Origin of the sequence: Pseudomonas sp. SWRI50, assembly GCF_014269095.1 — a bacterium.
Lineage (GTDB): Bacteria > Pseudomonadota > Gammaproteobacteria > Pseudomonadales > Pseudomonadaceae > Aquipseudomonas > Aquipseudomonas kermanshahensis.
Map to the genome: position 1 here is coordinate 261,295 of NZ_JABWRW010000003.1, position 24,009 is coordinate 285,303.

At 63.1% G+C, this 24,009-nt stretch carries 21 protein-coding genes, 2 tRNA genes and 1 pseudogene; 17 read left to right on the forward strand and 7 right to left on the reverse strand.

Features of this window, described 5'->3' with window-relative positions:
- Positions 1 to 57: 57 nt before the first annotated feature.
- Together motA and motB are read left to right on the forward strand one after the other, a co-directional pair.
- The gene (gene motA / locus HU750_RS04975) at positions 58 to 909 is read left to right on the forward strand and encodes a flagellar motor stator protein MotA (RefSeq protein ID WP_027592519.1); all 852 of its coding nucleotides are present in this window, start codon (positions 58 to 60) and stop codon (positions 907 to 909) included.
- A gap of 3 nt (positions 910 to 912) precedes the next feature.
- A complete protein-coding gene (gene motB, locus HU750_RS04980; protein WP_027592520.1) occupies positions 913 to 1,941 on the forward strand; it encodes a flagellar motor protein MotB in 1,029 nt (342 codons plus the stop codon).
- Positions 1,942 to 2,167: 226 nt separating this feature from the next.
- Here the strand turns inward: motB and HU750_RS04985 are convergent, their stop codons facing one another.
- The gene (locus HU750_RS04985; RefSeq protein WP_027592521.1) at positions 2,168 to 2,647 is read right to left on the reverse strand and encodes a hypothetical protein; all 480 of its coding nucleotides are present in this window, start codon (positions 2,645 to 2,647) and stop codon (positions 2,168 to 2,170) included.
- 122 nt (positions 2,648 to 2,769) lie between these two features.
- Positions 2,770 to 3,801 (reverse strand): small ribosomal subunit biogenesis GTPase RsgA, encoded by a 1,032-nt coding sequence (rsgA, locus tag HU750_RS04990; protein ID WP_099455496.1) that lies wholly within the window; start codon positions 3,799 to 3,801, stop codon positions 2,770 to 2,772.
- A gap of 148 nt (positions 3,802 to 3,949) precedes the next feature.
- Between rsgA and orn the strand changes: the two genes are divergently transcribed.
- A complete protein-coding gene (gene orn, locus HU750_RS04995) occupies positions 3,950 to 4,492 on the forward strand; it encodes an oligoribonuclease (protein WP_186677353.1) in 543 nt (180 codons plus the stop codon).
- Between the two features lie 91 nt (positions 4,493 to 4,583).
- Positions 4,584 to 5,195: a trimeric intracellular cation channel family protein gene (locus HU750_RS05000; protein WP_027592524.1), complete on the forward strand. Its 612-nt coding sequence runs from the start codon at positions 4,584 to 4,586 to the stop codon at positions 5,193 to 5,195.
- Between the two features lie 124 nt (positions 5,196 to 5,319).
- Here the strand turns inward: HU750_RS05000 and queG are convergent, their stop codons facing one another.
- Entirely contained in the window at positions 5,320 to 6,384 is a 1,065-nt protein-coding gene (gene queG, locus HU750_RS05005) for a tRNA epoxyqueuosine(34) reductase QueG (RefSeq protein WP_027592525.1), read from the reverse strand.
- A 64-nt stretch (positions 6,385 to 6,448) separates the two neighbouring features.
- On the opposite strand from queG, the gene HU750_RS05010 reads away from it, so the two are divergent.
- From HU750_RS05010 to HU750_RS27495, 13 genes and pseudogenes are all read left to right on the forward strand, one after another.
- Complete coding sequence (locus tag HU750_RS05010) at positions 6,449 to 7,309, forward strand: NAD(P)H-hydrate dehydratase (protein ID WP_027592526.1); 861 nt, start codon at positions 6,449 to 6,451, stop codon at positions 7,307 to 7,309.
- Positions 7,297 to 7,761, forward strand: coding sequence for a tRNA (adenosine(37)-N6)-threonylcarbamoyltransferase complex ATPase subunit type 1 TsaE (gene tsaE / locus HU750_RS05015; RefSeq protein ID WP_027592527.1), 465 nt, complete (start codon positions 7,297 to 7,299; stop codon positions 7,759 to 7,761). The genes HU750_RS05010 and tsaE overlap by 13 nt, the downstream gene beginning before the upstream one ends.
- Before the next feature lie 19 nt (positions 7,762 to 7,780).
- The gene (locus HU750_RS05020; RefSeq protein ID WP_027592528.1) at positions 7,781 to 9,214 is read left to right on the forward strand and encodes an N-acetylmuramoyl-L-alanine amidase; all 1,434 of its coding nucleotides are present in this window, start codon (positions 7,781 to 7,783) and stop codon (positions 9,212 to 9,214) included.
- On the forward strand, positions 9,211 to 11,109 hold the full coding sequence (mutL, locus tag HU750_RS05025; protein WP_186677358.1) for a DNA mismatch repair endonuclease MutL: 1,899 nt from the start codon (positions 9,211 to 9,213) through the stop codon (positions 11,107 to 11,109). Before HU750_RS05020 ends, mutL begins: the two co-directional genes overlap by 4 nt.
- Before the next feature lies 1 nt (position 11,110).
- Complete coding sequence (gene miaA, locus HU750_RS05030; RefSeq protein ID WP_099430581.1) at positions 11,111 to 12,082, forward strand: tRNA (adenosine(37)-N6)-dimethylallyltransferase MiaA; 972 nt, start codon at positions 11,111 to 11,113, stop codon at positions 12,080 to 12,082.
- A 94-nt stretch (positions 12,083 to 12,176) separates the two neighbouring features.
- Entirely contained in the window at positions 12,177 to 12,437 is a 261-nt protein-coding gene (gene hfq, locus HU750_RS05035; protein ID WP_003258160.1) for an RNA chaperone Hfq, read from the forward strand.
- A 12-nt stretch (positions 12,438 to 12,449) separates the two neighbouring features.
- Entirely contained in the window at positions 12,450 to 13,751 is a 1,302-nt protein-coding gene (hflX, locus tag HU750_RS05040) for a ribosome rescue GTPase HflX (protein ID WP_027592531.1), read from the forward strand.
- 96 nt (positions 13,752 to 13,847) lie between these two features.
- On the forward strand, positions 13,848 to 15,029 hold the full coding sequence (hflK, locus tag HU750_RS05045; RefSeq protein WP_186677361.1) for an FtsH protease activity modulator HflK: 1,182 nt from the start codon (positions 13,848 to 13,850) through the stop codon (positions 15,027 to 15,029).
- Positions 15,029 to 15,898, forward strand: a complete 870-nt coding sequence (gene hflC, locus HU750_RS05050; RefSeq protein ID WP_186677364.1) for a protease modulator HflC — start codon at positions 15,029 to 15,031, stop codon at positions 15,896 to 15,898. The genes hflK and hflC overlap by 1 nt, the downstream gene beginning before the upstream one ends.
- 300 nt (positions 15,899 to 16,198) lie before the next feature.
- Complete coding sequence (locus tag HU750_RS05055; RefSeq protein WP_027592534.1) at positions 16,199 to 17,386, forward strand: ATP phosphoribosyltransferase regulatory subunit; 1,188 nt, start codon at positions 16,199 to 16,201, stop codon at positions 17,384 to 17,386.
- A gap of 56 nt (positions 17,387 to 17,442) precedes the next feature.
- A complete protein-coding gene (locus HU750_RS05060; RefSeq protein ID WP_027592535.1) occupies positions 17,443 to 18,735 on the forward strand; it encodes an adenylosuccinate synthase in 1,293 nt (430 codons plus the stop codon).
- Positions 18,736 to 19,816: 1,081 nt separating this feature from the next.
- Positions 19,817 to 20,029 (forward strand): annotated as a pseudogene (locus HU750_RS27490) (methyl-accepting chemotaxis protein); the annotation flags it as partial.
- Between the two features lie 201 nt (positions 20,030 to 20,230).
- Positions 20,231 to 20,935, forward strand: coding sequence for a methyl-accepting chemotaxis protein (locus HU750_RS27495; RefSeq protein ID WP_371097102.1), 705 nt, complete (start codon positions 20,231 to 20,233; stop codon positions 20,933 to 20,935).
- 33 nt (positions 20,936 to 20,968) lie between these two features.
- Here the strand turns inward: HU750_RS27495 and HU750_RS05070 are convergent, their stop codons facing one another.
- The 4 genes from HU750_RS05070 to HU750_RS05085 form a co-directional block, all read right to left on the reverse strand.
- Positions 20,969 to 22,534, reverse strand: coding sequence for an ABC transporter permease (locus HU750_RS05070; protein ID WP_027592537.1), 1,566 nt, complete (start codon positions 22,532 to 22,534; stop codon positions 20,969 to 20,971).
- Positions 22,534 to 23,547 (reverse strand): extracellular solute-binding protein, encoded by a 1,014-nt coding sequence (locus HU750_RS05075; RefSeq protein WP_085272310.1) that lies wholly within the window; start codon positions 23,545 to 23,547, stop codon positions 22,534 to 22,536. The genes HU750_RS05070 and HU750_RS05075 overlap by 1 nt, the downstream gene beginning before the upstream one ends.
- A 200-nt stretch (positions 23,548 to 23,747) precedes the next feature.
- Positions 23,748 to 23,834, reverse strand: a tRNA-Leu gene (locus tag HU750_RS05080).
- Between the two features lie 88 nt (positions 23,835 to 23,922).
- Positions 23,923 to 24,009, reverse strand: a tRNA-Leu gene (locus HU750_RS05085).

A 24,009-nucleotide genomic window follows, 5' to 3' on the forward strand; every position in this document is an offset into this window, starting at 1 on the left:
AGAGTTTTAAAGCTCCCAGTCTCATACCCCGACCACGACAGCAAGTGCTTTGAACCTATGGCTAAAATTATCGGCATCATCGTCGTATTCGCGAGCGTGCTCGGCGGATACGTGCTCTCCCACGGCAAGATTGCGGCGCTGATCCAGCCGTTCGAAGTACTGATCATCGGCGGTGCGGCCTTCGGTGCATTCTTGCAGGCCAACCCTGGCCACATGACCATGCACGTCATCAAGAAGTCGATGAAGATGTTCGGGTCGCGCTTCTCCCATGCCTTCTACCTGGAAGTGCTGGGCCTGGTGTACGAGATCCTCAACAAGAGCCGTCGTGAAGGCATGATGGCCATCGAGAGTGATATCGAGGACGCCGCAGCCAGCCCGATCTTCGCCAAGTACCCCACCGTGCTGGCGGATGAGCGCATGACGGCGTTCGTCTGCGACTACTTGCGCATCATGTCCACCGGCAACATGGCCCCGCACGAGCTCGAAGGCTTGTTCGACATGGAGCTGCTGAGCATGAAGGAAGAGCTCGAACACCCCTCCCACGCGGTGACCGGCATTGCCGACGGCATGCCCGGCTTCGGTATCGTTGCGGCGGTACTGGGTATCGTGGTGACCATGGCCTCGCTGGGCGACGGCGACCAGGCGGCCATCGGCATGCACGTCGGTGCGGCGTTGGTCGGTACGTTCTTCGGTATCTTGGCGGCCTATGGCTTCTTCGGCCCCTTGGCCAAGTGCCTGGAGCACGATGCCAAGGAAGAGCTCAACCTTTATGAGTCGATCAAGGCCTCGCTGGTCGCGTCGGCCTCTGGCATGCCGCCATCCCTGGCTGTGGAATTCGGGCGCAAGGTGCTCTACCCGAAACACCGCCCAAGTTTTGCCGAGCTGGAACAAGCGGTTCGCGGTCGCTGAGTCATGGAAAACAATCAGCCGATCATCATCAAGCGCGTCAAGCGCTTCGGCGGCGGCCATCATGGCGGCGCCTGGAAAATCGCCTTTGCCGACTTCGCCACGGCGATGATGGCGTTTTTCCTGGTGCTGTGGCTGTTATCCACAGCCACCCCCGAGCAGAAAATCGCCATTGCCGGTTACTTCCAGGACCCGATCGGCTTCTCCGAGAGTGGCACGCCCTACGTGATCGACCTGGGCGGCTCGCCCGAGATGGCGCCGGAAAAGACCATCAACCCTGAGGTGAAGACCGAGCCGACACAGGAGTCCACGGTTCAGCTGAACAAGGACCAGGTCGAGACCATGGCCGAACAGGTCGAGCGCGAGCGCCTTGAGCTGTTGCTGCAGGAACTGCAGAACAAGGTCGAAGAAAACCCGCAACTGCAGAAGTTCAAGGACCAGATCCTGTTCGAGATCACCCAGGACGGTTTGCGTATCCAGATTATGGATGCCGAGAACCGGCCGATGTTCGACCTCGGCAGTGCGCGTCTGCAGCCGTATTTCGAAGACATCCTGCTGGCCATGGCCGACACCATCAAGGCGGTGCCGAACAAGATCAGCGTCAGCGGCCACACCGATGCCAAGCCGTTCGCCGGCACCGGTGAGTTCGGCAACTGGGAGTTGTCGGCCAACCGTGCCAACGCGGCGCGGCGTGCGCTGGTTGCCGGGGGCTATCCGGATGGGCAAGTGGCCCGGGTGGTGGGTTATGCGTCGTCGTCGTTGTTCGACCGCAAGAACCCGTTCAACCCGGTCAACCGGCGTATCGACATCATCGTGCTGACCAAGAAGGCCCAGCGTGACATCGAAGGTGAGCAGGCTGCGCCCGAAACGCCTCCGGCCCAGCCAGCACCGCCTGCCGGCGCCGCGCCAGGGGCTTCTTCGGCCCCCGCTGTGCCGGGCGCAGAGCAAGCGCCGATGCAGCCACGCGAGCTGCGTCAGAAGCTGAACATCTTCGAAGATGGCACGCTGAAGATGGACGAAGCCAAGGAGCAGTAAGTGACTGGGGCCGCTCTGCGGCCCATCGCTGGCAAGCCAGCTCCCACCCGAACTATGTAGCCTCCAAGTCAAGCGCCGCACCTGTGGGCGCTGGCTTGCCAGCGATGAGGCCGGAACAAGCACCGCAAGACAGTTGCTCCCACAGGGGTTGTGGGAAGCTCAGGCCCACACCCTATCTGTGGGAGCCGGCTTGCCGGCGATGGGGCGCGTAGCGGCCCCAATGCATTCAGAACCCCCGGCGGATCTTGGCTTTGAGGTCGGCATGAAAGTAGTCGGCATTATCCCGGTCAGCCCCTAACCCTCGCCCTGGCGGCAATGACATGGCCCGCTCGAACGTGCGCTCATCGTGATACGCACGCACGAACAGGTCGATGTGCGGGCGCTCGCGCATGATCGGCCATCTGCCCAGGCACTCAGGCAGTGTGCCTGGCCCTTTGCAATAGAAACTCACCCGGCGGCAGCCCATTGCCGCAGCCCCCAGCAGCCAGGCAGTCCACCATTGTTCACCGACGCTGGCCGGCAACACGCCGACCCAATGGGTGGCATCGCTCATCTGCTGGCAGAAACTGCCATAGAGGTCATCGCGGGTCTGCCCATCGCTGTCGTATTGCACCAGCTGGGTGGGGATGCCTTCGAGCAGCAGGCGCTCATTGAGGATGAACGCGTCGAGCCGCTCTTCGTGGCGGTAGCTGATAAGAACCGGCATGGCGGTTGCCCTCCCTGATAGAAGCCATGACCATCAGCGAAAGCAGGAGAAGGGGCAATAGATGACGCTAAAACCGGAGCGGTCTTACGCGCTCCGGTAATATTTCCTACAAATCAGGCGGGTTAGTAGCTGTCTTCCGGCAGGCTGGCGATGATCGAGCGGTAGCTGTTCATGCGTTGCTGCTTGATCCGGCCTTCGTCCAGCGCCTTGAGCAGCGCACAGCCCGGCTCGCGGTCATGCTTGCAGTCGCGGAAGCGGCAGGTGCCGAACAGGTCGCGGAACTCGATGAAGCCCCCTTCCACGTCATCGCGGCTGACATGGCCCAGGCCGAACTCGCGAATACCCGGCGAGTCGATCAAGTCGCCGCCGTTGGGGAAGTGGTAAAGGCGCGCGGTGGTGGTGGTGTGCGTGCCTTGGCCCGACCATTCGGACAGGTCGCCGACGCGGGTGTCGGCAGCGGGCAGCAGGCTGTTGACCAGCGACGACTTGCCCACGCCCGACTGGCCGACGAACACGCTGATGTGCCCGTCCAGCATCTGCTGCAGGCGTTGCATGCCGTCACCCTGGTGGGCCGAAACCTCCAGCAGCGGGTAGCCGAGTTCGCGGTAGACCTCGAGCAGCGCCTGCAACGCCGGGGCGTTCTCGTCGTTGATCAGGTCGGCCTTGTTCAGCAGCAGCAACGGGCGGATGCCGGCGTGTTCGGCGGCTACCAAGTAGCGGTCGATCAGGTTCGGGTGGGGCTCGGGGGCTGGCGCGAAGACGATCACGATCAGGTCGACGTTGGCCGCCACCGGCTTGAGCTGGCCGTGGTTGTTTGGCCGGCACAGCTCGGTGCTGCGCGGCATCTGCGCGACGATAACGCCGATGCCCTGGTTGCCCGCCCGCCAGACCACGCGGTCGCCGGTGACCAGCGCAGGCAGGTTGGCCCGCAGGTGGCAGCGGAAGATCTGCCCAGCCACGTCGCCGTCCTGGGCCTCGACTTCGACTTGCACGCCAAAGTGCGCGATCACCAGGCCCAGTTGCTCTGGCCCCAGGTCGCCGCCTTCCAGCTCCTGCAGCGTGTGCTGCTCGCGTTTGGCGGCGCGAGCGGCGCGCTCGTTCTGGATTTTTTCGATACGCCAGTTTTGGCGACGATTGAGCTGGCGTTTGGCCATGAAGATTCCGTGCTGGGACAGATTGAAAACGGCAGGCAGTTTAGCACGCCGGGCGCCCGACCATTCTGCTTACCTTTGCACGGTGCGCCGCACATGCGCCCGCCGCACTCGCTAGGCTACTATGACGGCCTATACGAGGAGCCCCTGCATGCAAAACCCACAGAACCTGATCTGGATCGACCTGGAAATGACCGGCCTGGATCCGGACAGCGACGTCATCATCGAGATGGCCACGATTGTCACCGACAGCGATCTGAACACCCTGGCCGAAGGCCCGGTGATCGCCATTCACCACAGTGACGAAGTGCTGGCGCGCATGGACGAATGGAATACCCGTACCCACGGCGGCTCGGGCCTGACCCAGCGTGTGCGCGAGAGCAAAGTCAGCATGGCCGAGGCCGAGACCCAGACCATCGCCTTCCTCGAGCAATGGGTGCCCAAGGGCAAGTCGCCGATCTGCGGCAACAGCATCTGCCAGGACCGCCGGTTCCTGTATCGCCACATGCGCAACCTGGAAAACTACTTCCACTACCGCAACCTCGACGTCTCGACCCTTAAAGAGCTGGCCGCACGCTGGGCGCCGAATGTGCGCGACAGTTTCAAGAAGGGCGGCACCCACCTGGCGCTGGACGATATCCGCGAGTCGATTGCCGAACTGCGCCATTACCGCGAGCACTTCATCAAGGTGTGAAGCGTGAGGGCGCAGATATTGTGTCTGTGCCCTCTTTTGGTGCCCTGGGCAACTGGTTAGACTGCGCGCCTTTCTCGCACGGACTCGCACCATGTTGTTGATGCTCTACCTCATTGCCATCACCGCTGAAGCCATGACCGGCGCGTTGTCTGCCGGCCGCCGCGGCATGGACTGGTTCGGCGTGGTGCTGATTGCCTGTGTCACGGCCCTGGGTGGCGGCTCGGTGCGCGACGTGCTGCTCGGGCATTACCCGCTGACCTGGGTCAAGCACCCTGAGTACCTGGTGCTGACCAGTTGCGCGGCACTGCTGACGATTTTCATCGCCCCCATGATGCGCCGCTTGCGCTCGATGTTCCTGGTGCTAGACGCCCTGGGGTTGGTGGCCTTTACCTTGATCGGTTGCATGACGGCGCTGGAGATGGGGCAGGGCATGCTGGTGGCGTCAATCAGCGGCGTGATCACCGGGGTATTTGGGGGGATCTTGCGCGATATCTTCTGTAACGACATCCCGCTGGTGTTCCGTCGCGAGCTGTATGCCAGTGTGTCGTTCGCGGCGGCGTGGTTCTATCTGGGGTGTGTGCACTTCCAGTTGCCAGCGGAGCAGGCCATGTTGCTGACCTTGTTCGGCGGGTTTCTGCTGCGCTTGCTGGCGATCCGGTTCCACTGGGAAATGCCCAAGTTCCACTACAACGACCAGCAATAGAGCCGCCTTCAGGTGCGACGCGGTCACTGTGGGAGCGGGTTTACTCGCGAAGCAGGCACCGCGGTGTAGGGCACCGGCTCCGCCGGTGTTCGCGGGTGAACCCGCTCCCACAGGGATGGCGTGGCTACTGGATACCGTGCCGTTCCAGCGCCCACTCCACATGCTCGCGCACCAGTGCCGAGGCATCCTCGCGCCGTGCCTTCAGGGCCTCGATCACCGGGATCGTCGAAGGCGCATTGCCCAACCCCACGGCCAGGTTACGCAACCAGCGCTCATAACCCGCGCGCCGCAATGGCCCGCCTTCGGTCTTGCGCAGGAAGGTCTTTTCGTCCCACAAGAACATCTCGGCCAGCTCGGCATTTTCCAACCCATGGCGCGGCTGGAAGTCCTGCTCCTGCGTGGGCCGGGCAAAGCGGTTCCATGGGCAGACGATCTGGCAGTCGTCGCAACCAAACACCCGGTTGCCCATCATCGAGCGCAACTCGACGGGGATCGCCCCCTTGAGCTCAATGGTCAGGTAGGAAATGCAGCGCCGGGCATCCAGCACATAAGGCCCGACAAAGGCTTTGGTCGGGCAGATGTCCAGGCACGCCTCGCAACGCCCGCAGTGCTCGCTGGTGTGCGCGTCGTCAACCGGCAACGGCAGGTCGACGAACAGCTCGGCCAAAAAGAAGTAGCTGCCGGCCTTGCGATTGAGCAGCAGGGTGTTCTTGCCGATCCAGCCCAACCCGGCTTGCTCGGCAATCGCCTTTTCCAGCACCGGGGCGCTGTCGACGAAGGCCCGGTAGCCGAACGGGCCGATGGCTTCCTGGATGCGATCGGCCAGGTGCTGCACGCGCTTGCGCACCAGCTTGTGGTAGTCGCGGCCAAGGGCGTAACGCGATACGTAGGCCTTTTCCGGCTGGGCCAGGCGTTGCGCCATCTGCGTGTCGCCGGGCAAGTAATCCATGCGCAGCGAGACCACCCTTACCGTGCCGGGGATCAACTGGTCGGGGTGTGCGCGTTTGCCATCGTGAGCGGCCAGGTATTCCATCTCGCCCTGATAGCCGGCTTCTAGCCAGCGCTGCAGGTGCTTTTCGTGCTCGCCAAGGTCCACCCCGGCGATGCCAACATGGGCAAAACCGAGTTCTTGGCCCCAGATTTTGATGGATTGGGCCAGGGCGGGGAGGTCAAGTGTGCAAGCGGACATGGATGGGCAGGCAATACGGGCTCAGGTGCGTATAATTCTGCCAGACATTGGAGCCTTTGACCCCATGCCCCAGACCAAACAACCCGCGCATGCCCCGCAACTGCTTAGCAGCGTGACCGTCGCGCACCTGCCGGCAAGGCCTGCGCATGCCCATAAAAGTGACTTCGGCCATGTGCTGGTGGTTGGCGGCGACCTCGGTACGGGCGGTGCGGTGCTACTGAGTGCCGAAGCCGCGCTGCGCTGTGGTGCCGGGTTGGTCAGCGTGGCGACGCGTCCTGAACATGTCGGCGCATGCCTGGCCCGCCTGCCGGAAGCCATGTGCCTGGGCGTGAGTTCGGCCAATCAGCTGATGGGCGTGCTGGAGCGTGCCTCGGTGCTGGTGGTCGGCCCGGGGTTGGGGCAGGCGGCGTGGGGCCGTAGCCTGTTGTCGGCAGTGGCCAACGCTGAGCAACCGCAGGTCTGGGATGCCGATGCCTTGAACCTGCTGGCGCGCACGCCCCTGGCCCTGCCCAGCGGCAGCATCCTCACCCCGCACCCGGGGGAGGCGGCGCGGTTGCTGGGGATTTCCACCGAGGCCGTGCAAGCCGACCGCCCAGGGGCTGCGCGCAAGCTTGCCCGCCGCTATGCCAGCGTCTGCGTGCTGAAGGGTGCCGGTACCCTGGTGGCCGACCCGAGCGGGCAGTTGGCGCGGTGTGACCGTGGGCACCCGGCCATGGCCGGCGCCGGCCTGGGCGATGTGTTAACCGGCGTGCTGGCGGCGCTGCTGGCTCAAGGCTTGGGGGCCTGGGAGGCCGCCTGCTTGGGGGCGTGGCTGCATGCCTGTGCGGGCGAGCGCCTGGGCGTCAAAGGTAGAGGCCTGGCAGCCAGTGATCTGGCGCCGGTCATTCGTGAGTTGTTGGAGGAGCATTCTGCGTGTCTGGCTTAACCCTGTTTCTGGCCGATGAAGCGGCCATGGTCGCGTTTGGTGCGCGGCTTGCCGAAGTGACCGGCGGTCATGGCGTGATTTTTCTCGAAGGTGACCTGGGGGCGGGCAAGACCACGCTCTCACGTGGCCTGATCCGTGGCTTGGGCCATACTGGTGCAGTCAAGAGCCCGACCTTTACCGTGGTCGAACCGTACGAGATGGGTGAGGTGCGTGCTTTCCATTTCGACCTGTATCGCCTGGTCGATCCGGAGGAGCTGGAGTACATGGGCATACGTGACTACTTCGAGGGCGATGCGCTGTGCCTGTTCGAGTGGCCACAAAAGGGTGCGGGCGTTTTGCCAAAGCCTGACCTGACCATTACCATAAGCCCCCAAGCGAGCGGACGCTCGCTGAACCTTTCGCCGCAGGGGGCTCGCGGCGAGGCTTGGTGCGTTGCACTGGGCAAACACTAAAACTGTAAGTGGGGTAGGTATGCGCATACGCGCACTGGTCGCCATCGTTGGGCTGCTGCTGACAACGGTGACCGTTGACGCTCTGGCCGTCACTCAAGTCAAGAGCATGCGCCTGTGGCGCGCGCCGGACAACACGCGGCTGGTCTTCGACCTGTCTGGCCCCGTGCAGCACAGCGTCTTCACCCTCAGCGCTCCAGACCGCTTGGTCATCGACATCAATGGTGCGACCCTGGCTGCGCCGTTGAACGTAGCGACGTCCAACACGCCGATCAGCAGCGTGCGTTCGGCCCAGCGTACGCCTACCGACCTGCGCGTGGTGGTCGACCTGAAAAAGTCGGTCACGCCCAAGAGCTTCACCTTGGCGCCCAATGCCCAGTACGGCAACCGCCTGGTGGTCGACCTGTACGACCAGGAAGCCGACGCCGTCGCTGCCAGTACACCGCCCCCGCCGCCGACGCCCGTGCAAACGCCGGTGACCACGCCTGCGGTGCCGGTGAGCCCGGCCCAGCCGGCCATCAAGCTGCCACCGGTGCCCAGCGGCAAACGTGACATCGTGGTCGCCATCGACGCCGGCCACGGCGGCGAGGACCCGGGCGCTTCCGGCTCGCGCGGCCAGCATGAAAAAGACATCGTCCTGCAGATCGCTCAGGAGTTGCAGCGCCAGATCAACAGCGAGAAAGGCTTCCGCGCCGAGCTGACCCGCACCGGTGACTACTTCATCCCGCTGCGCAAACGCACCGAAATCGCCCGTAAGAAGGGTGCCGACTTGTTCGTCTCGATCCACGCCGACGCCGCGCCGTCCAAGGCCGCCTTCGGTGCCTCGGTCTTTGCATTGTCCGACCGTGGCGCCACGTCCGAGACCGCACGCTGGCTGGCCGACACGGAAAACCGCTCCGACCTGATCGGCGGCGCCGGCAACGTCAGCCTCGACGACAAGGACCGCATGCTCGCGGGCGTGTTGCTCGACCTGTCGATGACCGCCACGCTCAGCTCCAGCCTCAATGTGGGCCAGAAGGTGCTGGGCAACATGGGCCGCATCACCTCGCTGCACAAGCAGCGTGTGGAGCAGGCAGGCTTTATGGTGCTCAAGTCGCCGGATATCCCGTCGATCCTCGTTGAAACCGGGTTTATCTCCAACGCCAACGAAGCCGCCAAGCTGGCTACCCGCAGCCATCAGCAGGCCCTGGCCCGCTCGATCCATACCGGCGTGCGCCAGTTCTTCCAGCAAAACCCACCGCCGGGCACTTACATTGCCTGGCTGCGCGACACCGGCAAGATCGCAGCCGGCCCACGTGAACACACCGTGCGCCCGGGTGAGACCTTGGCCATGCTCGCGGTGCGCTATCAGGTCAGCGTGGCCAGCCTGCGCAGCACTAACAGCCTCAAGACCGATGAGCTGAAAGTCGGCCAGCGTCTGGACGTGCCGGCCACTACCCTGGCTTCGCAGCAATGAGTGGTGGTTCACGCATCCAGCTGCTCAGCCCGCGGCTGGCTAACCAGATTGCCGCGGGGGAGGTGGTCGAGCGCCCGGCCTCCGTGGCCAAGGAGTTGCTGGAAAACAGCCTCGACTCCGGTGCCCGGCGCATCGATGTCGAAGTCGAGCAAGGTGGTGTCAAGCTGCTGCGGGTACGCGACGATGGCGGCGGGATTTCTGCCGATGACCTGCCGCTGGCGCTGGCCCGTCACGCCACCAGCAAGATCCGTGAACTGGAAGACCTCGAAGGTGTACTGAGCCTGGGTTTCCGCGGTGAGGCCCTGGCCTCGATCAGCTCGGTGGCGCGCCTGACCCTGACGTCGCGCACGGCCAATGCCAGCGAAGCCTGGCAGGTCGAGACCGAAGGCCGCGACATGACCCCGCGCGTGCAACCGGCAGCTCACCCGGTGGGTACCTCGGTCGAAGTGCGTGACCTGTTCTTCAATACCCCGGCCCGGCGCAAATTCCTCAAGGCCGAGAAAACCGAATTCGATCACCTGCAGGAAGTCATCCGTCGCCTGGCCCTGGCCCGCTTCGATGTCGGCTTCCACCTGCGCCATAACGGCAAGAGCATCCTCAGCCTGCACGAGGCCCACGATGAAACCGCACGTGCGCGGCGTGTCGGCGCCATCTGCGGGCCGGGCTTCATGGAGCAGGCGCTGCCCATCGATGTCGAACGCAACGGCCTGCGTTTGTGGGGTTGGGTGGGGCTGCCGACCTTTTCGCGGAGCCAGGCCGACCTGCAGTACTTCTTCGTCAATGGCCGGGCAGTGCGCGACAAGCTGGTCGCCCACGCTGTGCGCCAGGCTTACCGGGACGTGCTGTTCAATGGCCGGCACCCGACCTTTGTGCTGTTCCTCGAACTCGAGCCCAACGGCGTGGACGTCAACGTGCACCCGACCAAGCACGAAGTGCGCTTCCGTGAAGGGCGTTCGGTGCATGACTTCCTGTATGGCACCTTGCACCGCGCCCTGGCCGACGTGCGCCCCGAGGACCAACTGGCTGCGCCCGCTGCGGCTGCCGACATCGTCCGCCCCAGTGGCCAGCAGGCCGGTGAGTTTGGCCCTCAAGGCGAGATGCGCCTGGCCTCGCCGGTGCTTGAGCAGCCTCGTGCGCCGCAGTTCTCGATTTCCAATGGCGGCAGTGGCTCGGGCTATCAGTCCCAGTACAGCCCGCGTCCGTCGCAGCTGTTGCCGGCGGCTGAGTCGCAGGCGGTGTATCGCGAGTTCTACAAGCCGCTGAGCGATGTCGCGGCTGCACCTTCGTCGCTGCCGGAAAGCCAGGGCGACATTCCACCGCTGGGTTATGCCCTGGCTCAGCTCAAGGGCATCTACATCTTGGCCGAGAATGCTGTCGGCCTGGTGTTGGTGGACATGCACGCCGCGCATGAGCGGATCATGTACGAGCGGCTCAAGGTGGCCATGGCCAGCGAAGGCCTGAGCGGTCAGCCGCTGCTGGTGCCTGAGTCGTTGGCCTTGAGCCAGCGCGAAGCCGACTGCGCCGAAGAGCACGCCCAATGGTTCCAGCGCCTGGGCTTCGAGTTGCAACGGCTGGGCCCCGAGACCCTGGCGATCCGGCAGATCCCGGCGTTGCTCAAGCAAGCCGAGGCCAACCGCCTGGTGCAGGATGTGCTCGCCGACCTGATGGAATACGGCACCAGCGACCGCATTCAGGCGCACCTCAACGAACTGCTCGGCACCATGGCCTGCCACGGCGCCGTGCGCGCCAACCGGCGCCTGGCCATCCCCGAAATGAACGCACTGCTGCGCGACATGGAAAACACCGAGCGCAGCGGCCAGTGCAACCACGGCCGACCGACCTGGACCCAAATGGGCCTGGACGACCTGGACAAACTTTTCCTGCGCGGTCGATGACATGAGCGGCAAGCCCCCAGCAATATTTCTCATGGGCCCGACGGCGGCTGGCAAGACTGACCTTGCCATCGAGCTGACCAAGGTCCTGCCCTGCGAGTTGATCAGTGTCGACTCGGCGCTGGTCTACCGTGGCATGGACATCGGTACCGCCAAGCCTTCCAAGGAGCTGCTGGCAGCACACCCGCACCGGCTGATCGACATTCTCGACCCGGCCGAAAGCTATTCTGCCGCGCACTTTTGCACCGATGCCTTGCAAGCCATGGCGGAAATCACTGCACGGGGCAAGATCCCGCTGCTGGTGGGTGGCACCATGCTGTATTACAAGGCCTTGATCGATGGCTTGGCTGACATGCCGCCGGCCGACGCCAGCGTGCGTGCCGAGCTCGAAGCACAGGCCCGCGCGCTAGGCCTGGTCGAGCTGCACCGCCAGTTGGCCGAAGTGGACCCTGAGTCGGCGGCGCGCATCCATCCGAATGACCCCCAGCGGCTGATCCGTGCACTTGAGGTTTACCGGGTGAGCGGCGAGAGCATGACGGCTCATCGCCAGCGTCAATTCGCGGAAAGTCGCGGCGCAGACGCAGGCGCGGGCGGACATTTGCCCTATACTGTCGCGAGTTTGGCGATCGCTCCTACAGATCGTCACATTTTGCATCAGCGAATTGCGTTACGATTTTCGCAGATGTTGGAACAGGGCTTCATCGACGAGGTCCGATCGCTGCGAGCCAGAAGTGACTTGCACGCCGGGTTGCCGTCTATACGGGCAGTGGGGTACAGGCAAGTCTGGGACTACCTCGACGGCAGGCTAAGTGAGAATGAGATGCGAGAACGCGGTATCATTGCCACTCGCCAGCTGGCCAAGCGGCAGTTCACCTGGTTGCGCGGTTGGTCTGACGTGCACTGGCTTGACAGCCTCGCCTGCGACAATCTGTCCCGCACCTTGAAATACCTGGGAAGCGTCTCCATATTGAGCTGAGTCCCTGCTAATTGCCGTCTATTCTTGCGAAGGGGCGGCCTAATTTATCGATTTTCTTGATTTTCTATTATTTATCCTTACAGGAGTGCGGCATATGTCAAAAGGGCATTCGCTACAAGACCCTTACTTGAACACTTTGAGAAAAGAAAAGGTTCCGGTTTCCATCTACCTGGTCAACGGGATCAAGCTGCAGGGCTCGATCGAATCTTTTGACCAGTTCGTCGTGCTGCTGAAGAACACTGTCAGCCAGATGGTCTACAAGCACGCTATTTCGACCGTGGTTCCAGCACGTCCGGTTCGCCTGCCAAGCCCGTCCGATTCCGAACACGGTGACAGCGAGCCAGGCAACGCCTGATAGGAGCCTGCATTGTTCTTTGAGCGCCACGGTGGTGGTGAACGGGCGTTGCTCGTTCACTTGGAAGGTCAGAACCCTGAGGCGCGCGAAGACCCGCAGGAGTTTCAGGAGTTGGCATTGTCGGCCGGGGCGGACATCGTCTCGCTGGTGACTATTACACGGCATCAGCCTACGGCCAAATACCTGATTGGTAGCGGCAAGGTCGAAGAACTACGCGACCAAGTCAAAGCCGATGAGGTCGATCTGGTGATTTTCAATCACACCCTCACGCCCAGCCAGGAACGCAACCTCGAACGTGTCTTCGAGTGTCGCGTGCTTGATCGCACCGGGCTGATTCTCGATATCTTCGCCCAGCGGGCGCGTACCCATGAAGGCAAGCTGCAGGTCGAACTGGCCCAGCTCGAGCACATGAGCACGCGACTGGTACGCGGCTGGACTCACCTTGAGCGGCAAAAAGGCGGTATCGGCCTGCGCGGCCCGGGTGAAACACAGCTTGAAACCGACCGCCGCCTGCTGCGGGTACGCCTGCGTCAGATCAAGGCACGCCTTGAGAAGGTGCGCAGCCAGCGCGAGCAGGCCCGTCGCGGCCGGCGCCGCGCCGATATCCCGTCGGTTTCGCTGGTGGGTTACACCAACGCCGGCAAGTCCACCCTGTTCAACGCCCTGACCCAATCCGAGGTCTACGCCGCCGACCAGCTCTTCGCCACCCTCGACCCGACCTTGCGCCGGCTCGAGCTGAACGACCTTGGGCCGATCGTGCTGGCCGACACTGTCGGCTTCATTCGTCACCTGCCGCACAAGCTGGTCGAGGCTTTTCGGGCTACGCTCGAAGAGTCGAGCAACTCTGACCTGCTGCTGCATGTGATCGACGCGCATGAGCCCGACCGCATGGAGCAGATCGAACAGGTGTTGGCGGTATTGGGCGAGATCGGTGCCGAAGGCTTGCCGATCCTTGAGGTCTATAACAAACTCGACCTGCTCGAAGATGTCGAGCCGCAGATCCAGCGCGATGCCGATGGCAAGCCGGAGCGGGTCTGGGTATCGGCACGCGATGGGCGTGGCCTGGAGCTGGTTGGCCAGGCGATTGCCGAGTTGCTGGGGGATGATCTGTTTGTCGGTACCCTGTGCCTGGAGCAGCGTTTTGCCCGCTTGCGCGCGCAATTCTTTGCCCTGGGTGCCGTGCAGAGTGAAGAGCATGATGAAGAAGGGCGCAGCCTGCTGAGCGTGCGACTGCCCAAGGTCGAGTTGAATCGTCTGGTCAGCCGCGAAGGCATGGAGCCGCAAATGTTTGTCGAGCAACACACTTTGCAATAAATGCTCGACGAGGTCGCCGGGCAGCAGTGACAGGCATTCTGTAGCATTGGACGGCGCGCCGTGGGCGCGTCTTTGCTTTATCAGATGGAGAGCGCTATGGCTTGGAACGAGCCGGGTGGCAACTCGAACAATCAGGATCCCTGGGGCGGTCGCCGTGGTGGCGGCGGCGGTGGTGGCGATAAAAAAGGCCCGCCGGATCTGGACGAGGCCTTCCGCAAACTGCAGGACAGCCTGAACGGCATGTTCGGCAGCGGCAAGAAACGTGGCGGCGGTGACCGCAATGTCGGCAAGGGTGGCGGCTACGGCCTGCTGGGCATCGGCCTGGCGGTGTTGGCTGCCATCTGGCTGTACAGCGCCGTGTACGTGGTCGACGAGCAGGAGCAGGCTGTAGTGCTGCGCTTCGGCAAGTACTATGAGACGGTCGGTCCCGGCCTGAACATCTACTTCCCGCCCATCGATCGCAAGTACATGGAAAACGTCACGCGTGAGCGTGCCTACACCAAGCAGGGGCAGATGCTGACCGAAGACGAGAACATCGTCGAGGTACCGCTGACCGTCCAGTACAAGATCACCAACCTGCAGGACTTCGTGCTCAACGTCGACCAGCCAGAGGTGAGCCTGCAGCATGCGACCGACAGTGCCCTGCGCCATGTGGTGGGTTCCACCTCCATGGACCAGGTGCTTACCGAAGGCCGTGAGCAGATGGCCGTGGATATCCGCGAACGCCTGCAGCGCTTCCTCGACAACTACCGTACCGGTATCACCGTCACCCAGGTCAACGTACAGAGCGCGGCAGCCCCGCGTGAAGTGCAGGAAGCCTTCGACGACGTGATCCGTGCGCGCGAAGATGAACAGCGTGCCCGCAACCAGGCCGAGTCCTACGCCAATGGCGTGGTGCCAGAAGCCCGTGGTCAGGCCCAGCGCATCATCGAGGACGCCAACGGTTACCGCGATGAAGTGATCGCTCGCGCCAAGGGTGAGGCAGACCGCTTCAGCAAGCTGGTGACCGAGTATCGCAAGGCGCCGGACATCACCCGTCAGCGTCTGTACCTGGAAACCATGCAAGAGGTCTACAGCAACTCGAGCAAGGTCATGGTGGCTACCAAGGACGGGCAGAACAACCTGCTCTACCTGCCACTGGACAAGATGGTCGAAGGCAGCCGCAACACGTCCGTACCGGCCAGCGGTGTATCTGCGTCGGCCAACGATGCGGCCGCGCGTGCGGCGCAGGACCTGCAACAGCAACAACAGCCGCCGCGCACTAGGGAGAGCCGCTGATGAGCAATAGATCGCTGATCGCCCTGATCGCCGCTGTGGTGCTGGCCGTCGTGGCCTGGAACTGCTTCTACATCGTGTCGCAGACCGAACGTGCCGTACTGCTGCAATTCGGCCGTGTGGTTCAGGCTGATGTTCAGCCAGGCCTGCATGTGAAGGTTCCTTACGTGAACCAGGTGCGCAAGTTCGACGCCCGCCTGATGACCCTTGATGCGCCGACCCAGCGGTTCCTGACCCTGGAGAAGAAAGCGGTCATGGTCGACGCTTACGCCAAGTGGCGCGTCAAGGATGCCGAGCGCTTCTACACCGCCACTTCCGGCCTCAAGCAGATCGCCGATGAGCGTCTGTCGCGTCGTCTGGAAAGCGGCCTGCGTGACCAGTTCGGTAAGCGTACCCTGCACGAGGTGGTTTCCGGTGAACGTGACGCGCTGATGGCTGACATCACCGCTTCGCTGAACCGCATGGCTAACAAAGAGCTGGGTATCGAGGTCATCGATGTGCGCGTCAAGGCCATCGACCTGCCGAAGGAAGTCAACCGCAGCGTGTTCGATCGTATGAGCACCGAGCGTGAGCGTGAAGCCCGCGAGCATCGCGCCAAAGGTAACGAGCTGGCCGAAGGTATCCGTGCGGATGCCGATCGTCAGCGCCGTGTACTGCTGGCCGAAGCCTACCGTGAAGCTGAAGAAACCCGCGGTGACGGCGACGCCCAGGCGGCTGCCATCTACGCCAAGGCCTACAGCCAGGACGCTGATTTCTATGCGTTCCACCGTAGCCTGCAGGCGTACCGCGAGAGCTTCTCGAGCAAGAGCGACGTGCTGGTCCTGGACCCGAAGAACGAGTTCTTCCGCTTCCTGGACAAGAGCAAGCCTTGATGCTCTGAGCCCGTTTTCATTGGGGCTACGCCCCGCCTGGCAGCTAAAACACCAGGCGGGGTGCATCCTGAATGAAAAGGGGTGTATGATGAGGCAGCCGGGAAATTTCCCGGCTTTTTTGCGTCTGCAAGGTTGATTGGCAAGCCGCCAGTTGACGGTTTGGTCAGCGCGCAAGGCAATTCGAGGGTATTGGGTACGGTGGCTGCGCTGGGATCAGTGCTGCCCGCTGCTGTGCGCGATACCTGCTTTACTGACGGCTCGCCACAGGCAGGCCGCCCGGACCAGAGGGGAAATGGCGTAATGGCAACGGTAGACCGCTGGCTGCTGCCAGATGGCATCGAGGAAGTACTGCCACCTGAGGCTGCGCGCATCGAGATCGCGCGTCGCCAGGTGTTGGACCTGTTCCAGAGTTGGGGCTACGAACTGGTCGTCACCCCGCATATCGAGTACCTGGAGTCGCTGTTGACCGGCGCCGGCCAGGACCTGGATCAGCGCACCTTCAAGGTGGTCGACCCGCAGTCCGGTCGCCTGATGGGCTTCCGCGCCGACTTCACCCCGCAGGTGGCGCGTATCGACGCCCACACCTTGCGCCGTGAAGGCCCGAGCCGCCTGTGCTATGCCGGCAGCGTGCTGCATGCTCAGCCGCGTGCTCTGTCCACCTCGCGCAGCCCGATCCAGCTCGGTGCCGAGTTGTACGGCGATGCCAGCCCCACCAGCGATGTCGAAGTCATCAGCCTGATGCTCGCCACGCTGCAACTGACGGATGTCGCGGACGTGCACATGGACCTCGGCCATGTCGGCATCTACCGTGGCCTGGCGCGTGCCGCTGGCCTGTCGGGCGCGGTCGAGCAGCAGCTGTTCGACGCCCTGCAACGCAAGTCGGTCGACGAAGTACAGGCACTGACCGCCGACCTGCCGAAAGACCTGGGCAACATGCTGCGCGCCCTGGTCGAGCTGTGCGGTGGCCGTGAAGTGCTGGCCGAAGCCCGCGTGCGCCTGGGCCGTGCCCCGGCCAGCGTGCTGGCGGCGCTGGACGACCTGCTGGCGATCGCCGATCGCCTGGCGTCGCGCTACCCAGACCTGCCGTTGTACTTCGACCTCGGCGAGCTGCGTGGCTACCACTACCACACCGGCGTGGTGTTCGCCGTGTTCGTGCCGGGCGAAGGTCAATCGATCGCCCAGGGCGGCCGTTATGACGACATCGGCGCTGATTTCGGCCGGGCACGCCCGGCCACTGGTTTCTCCACGGATTTGAAGACCCTGGTCACACTGGGGCGAGCGGAGGTCGTATTGCCAACTGGCGGCATCTGGATGCCCGACAGTGGTGACGCGGCCCTCTGGCAGCAGGTCTGCCAGTTGCGCAGCGAGGGCCAGCGTGTGGTTCAGGCTTTGCCTGGCCAGCCGTTGAGTGCTGCTCTCGAGGCGGATTGTGATCGGCAATTGATTCAGCAAGACGGGCGCTGGCAGGTACTGCCGCTGACCCATTGAGTTTCTGCGTCGGCAAAAGGCCGGCAACCAAGTTTGCGTGAATGAGGACCAATGTAATGGGTAAGAATGTCGTCGTCCTGGGCACCCAATGGGGTGATGAGGGCAAAGGCAAGATCGTCGATCTGCTGACCGAACATGCTGCCGCCGTAGTGCGCTACCAGGGTGGCCACAACGCGGGCCACACCCTGGTGATCAACGGTGAAAAAACCGTTCTGCACCTGATTCCGTCCGGCATCCTGCGTGAAGGCGTTCAGTGCCTGATCGGCAACGGCGTGGTCGTTGCTCCAGATGCCCTGATGCGTGAAATCACCAAGCTGGAAGAGAAGGGCGTACCGGTGCGTGAGCGCCTGCGCATCAGCCCGGCTGCTCCGCTGATCCTGTCGTACCACGTGGCCCTGGACCAGGCCCGCGAGAAAGCCCGTGGCGAAGCCAAGATCGGCACCACCGGCCGTGGTATCGGCCCAGCGTACGAAGACAAAGTCGCACGCCGCGGCCTGCGCGTTGGCGACCTGTTCCACCGTGAGCGTTTCGCTGCCAAGCTCGGTGAGCTGCTGGACTACCACAACTTCCAGCTGGTGAACTATTACAAAGAGCCGGCCATCGACTTCCAGCAGACCCTGGACGAGTGCATGGCCTACGCCGAGCAGCTCAAGCCGATGATGCTCGACGTCACCGCCGAACTGCATAACCTGCGTCGCGCCGGCAAGGACATCATGTTCGAAGGTGCCCAGGGCTCGCTGCTGGACATCGACCACGGTACCTACCCGTACGTCACCAGCTCCAACACCACTGCCGGCGGTATCTCCACCGGTTCCGGCGTTGGCCCGATGTACCTGGACTACATCCTGGGTATCACCAAGGCCTACACCACGCGCGTAGGTTCCGGCCCGTTCCCGACCGAACTGTTCGATGAAACCGGCGCTACCCTGGCCAAGCGTGGCCACGAGTTCGGTTCGACCACCGGCCGTGCCCGTCGTTGCGGCTGGTTCGATGCCGTCATCCTGCGTCGCGCCATCGACGTCAACAGCATCTCGGGCATCTGCCTGACCAAGCTGGACGTACTGGACGGCCTGGAAACCATCAACATTTGCGTTGGCTACAAGAACGAGAACGGTGCTGTCATCGACGCCCCTTCCGACGCCGACAGCTACATCGGTCTGGAGCCGGTGTACGAAGAGATGCCAGGTTGGAGCGAGTCGACCCTGGGTGCCAAGACCCTGGAAGCGCTGCCAGAAGCTGCTCGCGCTTACATCAAGCGTATCGAGGAGCTGGTCGGCGCGCCGATCGACATCATCTCCACCGGCCCGGACCGCAACGAGACCATCGTGCTGCGTCATCCGTTCGCCTGATCCGCTTTTACGGCTGATCTGACGCCGCGGCCCTGAAAGGGACCGCGGCGTTTTCATTTGTAGGCCTGAACCGGATCTCTGCAGTGGATGTAGGGTCCGTTGAGATCACTGTGGGAGCGGGCTTGTCCCGCGAAAAGGCCCGTGCAGGCAATCACCTTGCTAGACCTTGGCACATATCCCTGCTGTTCCCGGCATAACCCTTGCTGTAAGAAGTTTCTGTAGATGCCATCAAAATAGTGGCGCCAGAAAACACGAGGGTTACACCGTGTCTGCCATCCTCTCACTGTTACGAAGCCGCCTTTTGCGGCCTGTGTTTGTTGCCCTTGGTATCGCTCTTTTGGTGCAGGTGCTGGTTGCTGTTGCGCTGACCCGAAGCACGGTCACCGCCTTGGAGGCCGACCTGGGTGAGCGCTTGGGCAATGACAGCCGCAAGCTGGCCAACGAGCTGGAGCAAGCTGGGCAGGACGTGCGTTCGGGGCTCGATAGCCTCTCCAGCAGCACTCGTCAGCGTTTGAGCGCAGGGTTGTCGACACGCCTGCAAAACGAGCAGCAGCAACTGCGCACCACGCTGGAAAAGAACCTCAAGGATTCTGCCAACGACATGGCCGAACTGCTGGCCTCGGTCGCCCCGCGGGCTATCTGGGACAACGATGTGCCGGTGCTCTCTGACTTCGCCCGTCGCGCTCAGCGCAACCCCAACGTGCTGTTCGTGGTCTACGACGACGCCCAGGGTCAACACCTGACCCGCTACCTCAACCGGCAAAACCCGATCAACCAGGCGTTGATGGAAAAGGGGCAGGGCGAGCGGGCGCTGGACAAGGTGATCGATGCGGCGCGCCGCGACCCGGCGGTGTATTTTGTCGAAGCGTCGATCAACCCCAATGGTGCGGAGATCGGCAAGGTGTTGATGGGCGTTTCCACGGCTGGCGTCGATCAGGAGCTCGCAGCCCTTGACCAGCGCTTTACCGCCTTGATCGCCAGTGGGGAGCAGCTGGTGGGTGACAGCCTCGGGGCCGCCGCTGCCGACAGTGGCAAGACCCTGCGCGAACGTCTGGAGACTGCCCAGAGCAGTGCCACCGCGATGCAGGCCAATACCGCGCAGACGGTGCGTGAAGCTGCTGCCGAGCTGCGCTGGCGTATTGGTCTAGGCCTGGTGTTGGTGGGCCTTGGCGTGTTGCTGGTAGTCGCGGTGGTGCTTGGTCGACGGGTGCTCAGCAAGCTGCGCCTGTTGATCACCGCCCTGAACGACCTGGCTGCCGGTGAGGGTGACCTGACCAAACGCGTGACCCTCGACAGTCGCGACGAGATTGGTGACATGGCCTCGGCGGTCAACCGTTTCGTCGACAAGTTGCAGCCCATCGTCCGCGAGGCAGGTGAGGTGGCGCAGCGTACGGGTGTCGAGATTGGCGCCATGGCCCAGCGCAATGCCGGTGCTGACGCCGCTGCTGCGCTGCAGCGCGATGAAGTGGCTGCCAGCCTGCGTGACCTGTCGAGCATGGCCGACGAAGCCCAAGCCGAGAGCCATGCCATGCAGTCCGCCTTGCAGCAGGTGGTGGATATTCGCCAGGCTACAGATGAGAACAGCCGGACTTCGACCCAGCTCGCCGGCCTGATTGAAAGCTTGGCAGGGCAGGTGGAGACCGGCTCGCATGTGATCGAACGGCTGGCCAAGCAGAGTGAGCAGATCGAGGTGGTGCTGACAGTGATCCACGGCATTGCCGAACAGACCAACCTGTTGGCATTGAATGCGGCCATCGAGGCGGCGCGTGCTGGCGAGACGGGGCGCGGCTTTGCCGTGGTGGCTGATGAAGTGCGCGCGTTGGCGAGCAAGACGCAAAGCTCGACCGGGGATATCCAGGCGCATATTGCTGCGCTGCAGAAAGGCGCCAAAGAAGCTGTGGCCACCATCAGCCAGGCAGGGCTCAAGGCCAGCGAAGGGTTGTTGGTGTTGCGCGAGAACGAGCGCCGCCAGCAGTCGGTGCAGGCGGCGGTCGAGCAAGTGCATGCAGCGATCGGGCTGGCTACCCGCGCGGCCGAACAGCAGGCGCACGGTGCGCAAGCGGTGCGCGGCCGGGTGGAGACCATCCACGCCCAGGCCGAACGCTCGGCTGAAGTGGTGATGCAGACCACGGCCAGCAGCAAGGTACTGGATGACCTGGCAGCGCAGCTGCGGGCCAGCCTGGGGCAGTTCAGGGCGTAACGCCCCCCTTTGAGGGGGGCGCTCCTACACAACTCACGCCTTGTTGAGGTACATCCGTGTGGTCAGCAGGTACACCGGCAACCCCGAAACCACGATCAGCAGTGCGGCGTAAGGCGCTGCCGCCGCGAACTCGACGTTGGCGGTGTGCGCCCAGACCTCAGTGGCCAGGGTGGTCATGCCGGTCGGGCTCAGCAGCAGTGTGGCGGTCAGCTCTTTCATGGCATCGAGGAACACCAGGGCGAAGGCCGCGGCCAGGGCCGGGAAGATGATCGGCAAGGTCACCCGGCAGAACGCTGTGAAGCTGCTCGCGCCCAGGGTGCGGGCAGCCTCTTCGAGCGTCGGCGAAGCCTTGTTCAAGGCGGTGCGTACCGGCGCCTGGGCCAGCGGCAGGAACAGCAGTGCGTAGGCCAGCAGCAACAGGGCAGTGGTCTGGTACATCGCAGGCACGTAGTGCAACGCGAAGAACACCAGTGTCAGCGCGATCACCAGGCCCGGCAGGGCATGCAGCAGGTACGGCAGGCGTTCAGCCCAGATCGCCAGGCGGCCCTTGTAGCGCACCACCAGGAAGCTGATCGGCAATGCCAGCAACACACAGAACCCTGCGCCGCCAAGCGACACCGACAACGAGGTGAGCAGCGCCTTGGAGATTTCGGCGACCGGGAACGCCGCCGACGAGCCAACACTCAGCCAGTAACCGAGCATGGCCAGCGGAATGCCGCTGCCCAGTACCGCCAGGCCCACGCAGAACAGCTGCGCCAAGGGTGCCCAGCCGCGCAAGCGCACAGGCTGTGCGCGGCGCGCAACGCCTTGGCCGATACGAACGTGGCGGGCTTTGCCTCGCACGCGCAGTTCCAGCCACAACATGATCATGCACAGCGCCAGCAGCACGGCCGAGAGCATGGCCGCGTTGGCGTTGCTGAATTCCAGTTCGAACTGCTGGTAGATCGCCGTGGTGAAGGTTTGCAGGCCGAGGATCGACAGTGCGCCAAATTCCACCAGCATGTGCAGGGCAATCAGCAGCGCGCCGCCCAGCATCGAGGGCCACAGCAACGGCAGGGTCACCTTGATGAACACGCCCCAACGGCTGCATCCCAGCGTACGCGCCGACTCTTCAAGCGAGGTGTCGACGTTGCGCAGGGTGGCTGCCACCGGCAGGAATACCAGCGGATACTTGGACAAGGCCATGACCAGAATGGCCCCGCCGAGGCCTTCGAAGTCCGAGCTCAGCGACACCCAGGTGAAGCTGCTGACGAATGACGGCACCGCAAACGGCAGGCACAGCACCACGCCCCACAGGCGACGCCCCGCCAGGTTGCTGCGTTCGAGCAGCCAGGCCAGGGCCAGGCCGACCACCATGCACACCAGCGTCACCCCGAACATCAGCATCAGGGTGTTGCGCATCAGGCCCCAGACGAACGGGCGCCACAGCAGGTGCAGGGCTTCTCGCCAGCCTGCTTCCCAGGCTTTGAGGGCGACATACGCCAGTGGCAGCAAACTCATCGCCACCAGGAACAGCACAGGCAGCACCACCCAGATCGAGGGGCGCTTGCGGCGCGGCACGAAACGTACCGGCGCCGGCTCGGACAGGGCGGCAGTCATCAGAGCAGACCGACCTCACGTTCAAGTTCCAGGGCTTCTTCGGCATTGCCAAGGTCGGCCGGAGAGATCTTCGGTGGGCGCAGGTCTTCAAAAGGCTTCAGGCCACGGTCAGAAACCATGCCCTTGTGCAGTGGATACTCGGCGGTGGTCTGAGTGATCACACGCTGGCCTTCTTCGCTGGCCATCCAGTTGAGCAGGGCCTGAGCTTCTTTCGGGTGCTTGCTGGCCTTGACCGCAGCGGCGCCGGAGATGGTCACCAGGCCACCGGCATCGCCGTCGGCCAGGTAATACAGCTTGGAGTCCAGCTTGCCGCGCTCACGCTCCAGGGCGTACCAGTAGTAGTTGTTCACCAGCACGGCGGCGACTTCGCCTTTTTCCACAGCCTTCAGGGCGACCATGTTGTTGGTGTAGGTCTTGCCGAAAGCCTTCAGGCCGGTCAGCCACTCTTCGGCCGCATCACGCCCGTGCATCTTGAGGATGGCTACAGCCTGTTCCTGGAAGGCGCCACTGGTCGGCACGAAACCGACACGGCCATCCCATTCAGGGTCGGCGAAGTCCATGACCGATTGCGGCAAGTCTTTCTCATCGATCTTTTTCGGGTTGAACACCACCACGCGGGTGCGCGCGGTGACGCCCATCCACGTGCCGTTGGCGGCCACGTATTCCTTGGGCAGCATGTTCAAGGTGGCGTCGTCGATTTTTGCCAGCAAGCCCAGCTCACCCAGGTTGTTCAGGGGTGGCGACTCTTCGGTATAGATGATGTCGGCCGGCGAGCGCTCGCCTTCTTCGATGATCTGGCTGGCCAGCTGGTTGCTGCTGCCTTTGCGGATATTGATGTGAATGCCGGTCTTGGCCTCGTAGGCCTTGGCGATGGCCTCGCCGATTTCCTTGTGCTGGCCGTTGTACATGGTCAGTGTGACCGGGGCGTCTGCCATGGCGGCCGGGGCGCCGATCACCAGGCTCAATACAGCGGCGGCCAGGGTGCGCATCAGCGGTTGCGGACGGATCGTCATGCGGGTACTTCCTCGCTTACGGCTACATATTTGGAAACAATGGTAAACGAAATCGTTTCTCAAGTGGCCGTGTGACAAGAAATTCATGGGCAGACCATCGTCGGGCAGCTGAATTTTTTTGGCCGGAGGGGAGGGCACAACGGGTGGAGCAAAAAACGCAGGCAAGAAAAAACCCACTAGCAAGCTAGTGGGTTTTTATATGGTGCCCAGGAGAAGACTCGAACTTCCACGACCGTTAAGTCACTGATACCTGAAACCAGCGCGTCTACCAATTCCGCCACCTGGGCAAAGCTTTACATCAGCTGATGAAGGCGACTATCGTTCGCTTTCATACAGTAGTAATAGATCCTTGGTCATCTATTACTTGATAATACTTGGTGCCCAGGAGAAGACTCGAACTTCCACGACCGTTAAGTCACTGATACCTGAAACCAGCGCGTCTACCAATTCCGCCACCTGGGC

Coding starts and splice junctions, on each gene's coding strand:
- HU750_RS05000 (WP_027592524.1), top strand. CDS start 4,584: ATGTTGTTGATGCTCTACCTCATTGCCATCACCGCTGAAGCCATGACC.
- queG (WP_027592525.1), bottom strand. CDS start 6,384: ATGTCCGCTTGCACACTTGACCTCCCCGCCCTGGCCCAATCCATCAAA.
- HU750_RS05070 (WP_027592537.1), bottom strand. CDS start 22,534: ATGACTGCCGCCCTGTCCGAGCCGGCGCCGGTACGTTTCGTGCCGCGC.
- motA (WP_027592519.1), top strand. CDS start 58: ATGGCTAAAATTATCGGCATCATCGTCGTATTCGCGAGCGTGCTCGGC.
- orn (WP_186677353.1), top strand. CDS start 3,950: ATGCAAAACCCACAGAACCTGATCTGGATCGACCTGGAAATGACCGGC.
- HU750_RS27495 (WP_371097102.1), top strand. CDS start 20,231: ATGGCCGACGAAGCCCAAGCCGAGAGCCATGCCATGCAGTCCGCCTTG.
- hflK (WP_186677361.1), top strand. CDS start 13,848: ATGGCTTGGAACGAGCCGGGTGGCAACTCGAACAATCAGGATCCCTGG.
- miaA (WP_099430581.1), top strand. CDS start 11,111: ATGAGCGGCAAGCCCCCAGCAATATTTCTCATGGGCCCGACGGCGGCT.
- hfq (WP_003258160.1), top strand. CDS start 12,177: ATGTCAAAAGGGCATTCGCTACAAGACCCTTACTTGAACACTTTGAGA.
- HU750_RS05020 (WP_027592528.1), top strand. CDS start 7,781: ATGCGCATACGCGCACTGGTCGCCATCGTTGGGCTGCTGCTGACAACG.
- HU750_RS05075 (WP_085272310.1), bottom strand. CDS start 23,547: ATGACGATCCGTCCGCAACCGCTGATGCGCACCCTGGCCGCCGCTGTA.
- HU750_RS05060 (WP_027592535.1), top strand. CDS start 17,443: ATGGGTAAGAATGTCGTCGTCCTGGGCACCCAATGGGGTGATGAGGGC.
- HU750_RS05055 (WP_027592534.1), top strand. CDS start 16,199: ATGGCAACGGTAGACCGCTGGCTGCTGCCAGATGGCATCGAGGAAGTA.
- HU750_RS04985 (WP_027592521.1), bottom strand. CDS start 2,647: ATGCCGGTTCTTATCAGCTACCGCCACGAAGAGCGGCTCGACGCGTTC.
- mutL (WP_186677358.1), top strand. CDS start 9,211: ATGAGTGGTGGTTCACGCATCCAGCTGCTCAGCCCGCGGCTGGCTAAC.
- motB (WP_027592520.1), top strand. CDS start 913: ATGGAAAACAATCAGCCGATCATCATCAAGCGCGTCAAGCGCTTCGGC.
- rsgA (WP_099455496.1), bottom strand. CDS start 3,801: ATGGCCAAACGCCAGCTCAATCGTCGCCAAAACTGGCGTATCGAAAAA.
- hflC (WP_186677364.1), top strand. CDS start 15,029: ATGAGCAATAGATCGCTGATCGCCCTGATCGCCGCTGTGGTGCTGGCC.
- HU750_RS05010 (WP_027592526.1), top strand. CDS start 6,449: ATGCCCCAGACCAAACAACCCGCGCATGCCCCGCAACTGCTTAGCAGC.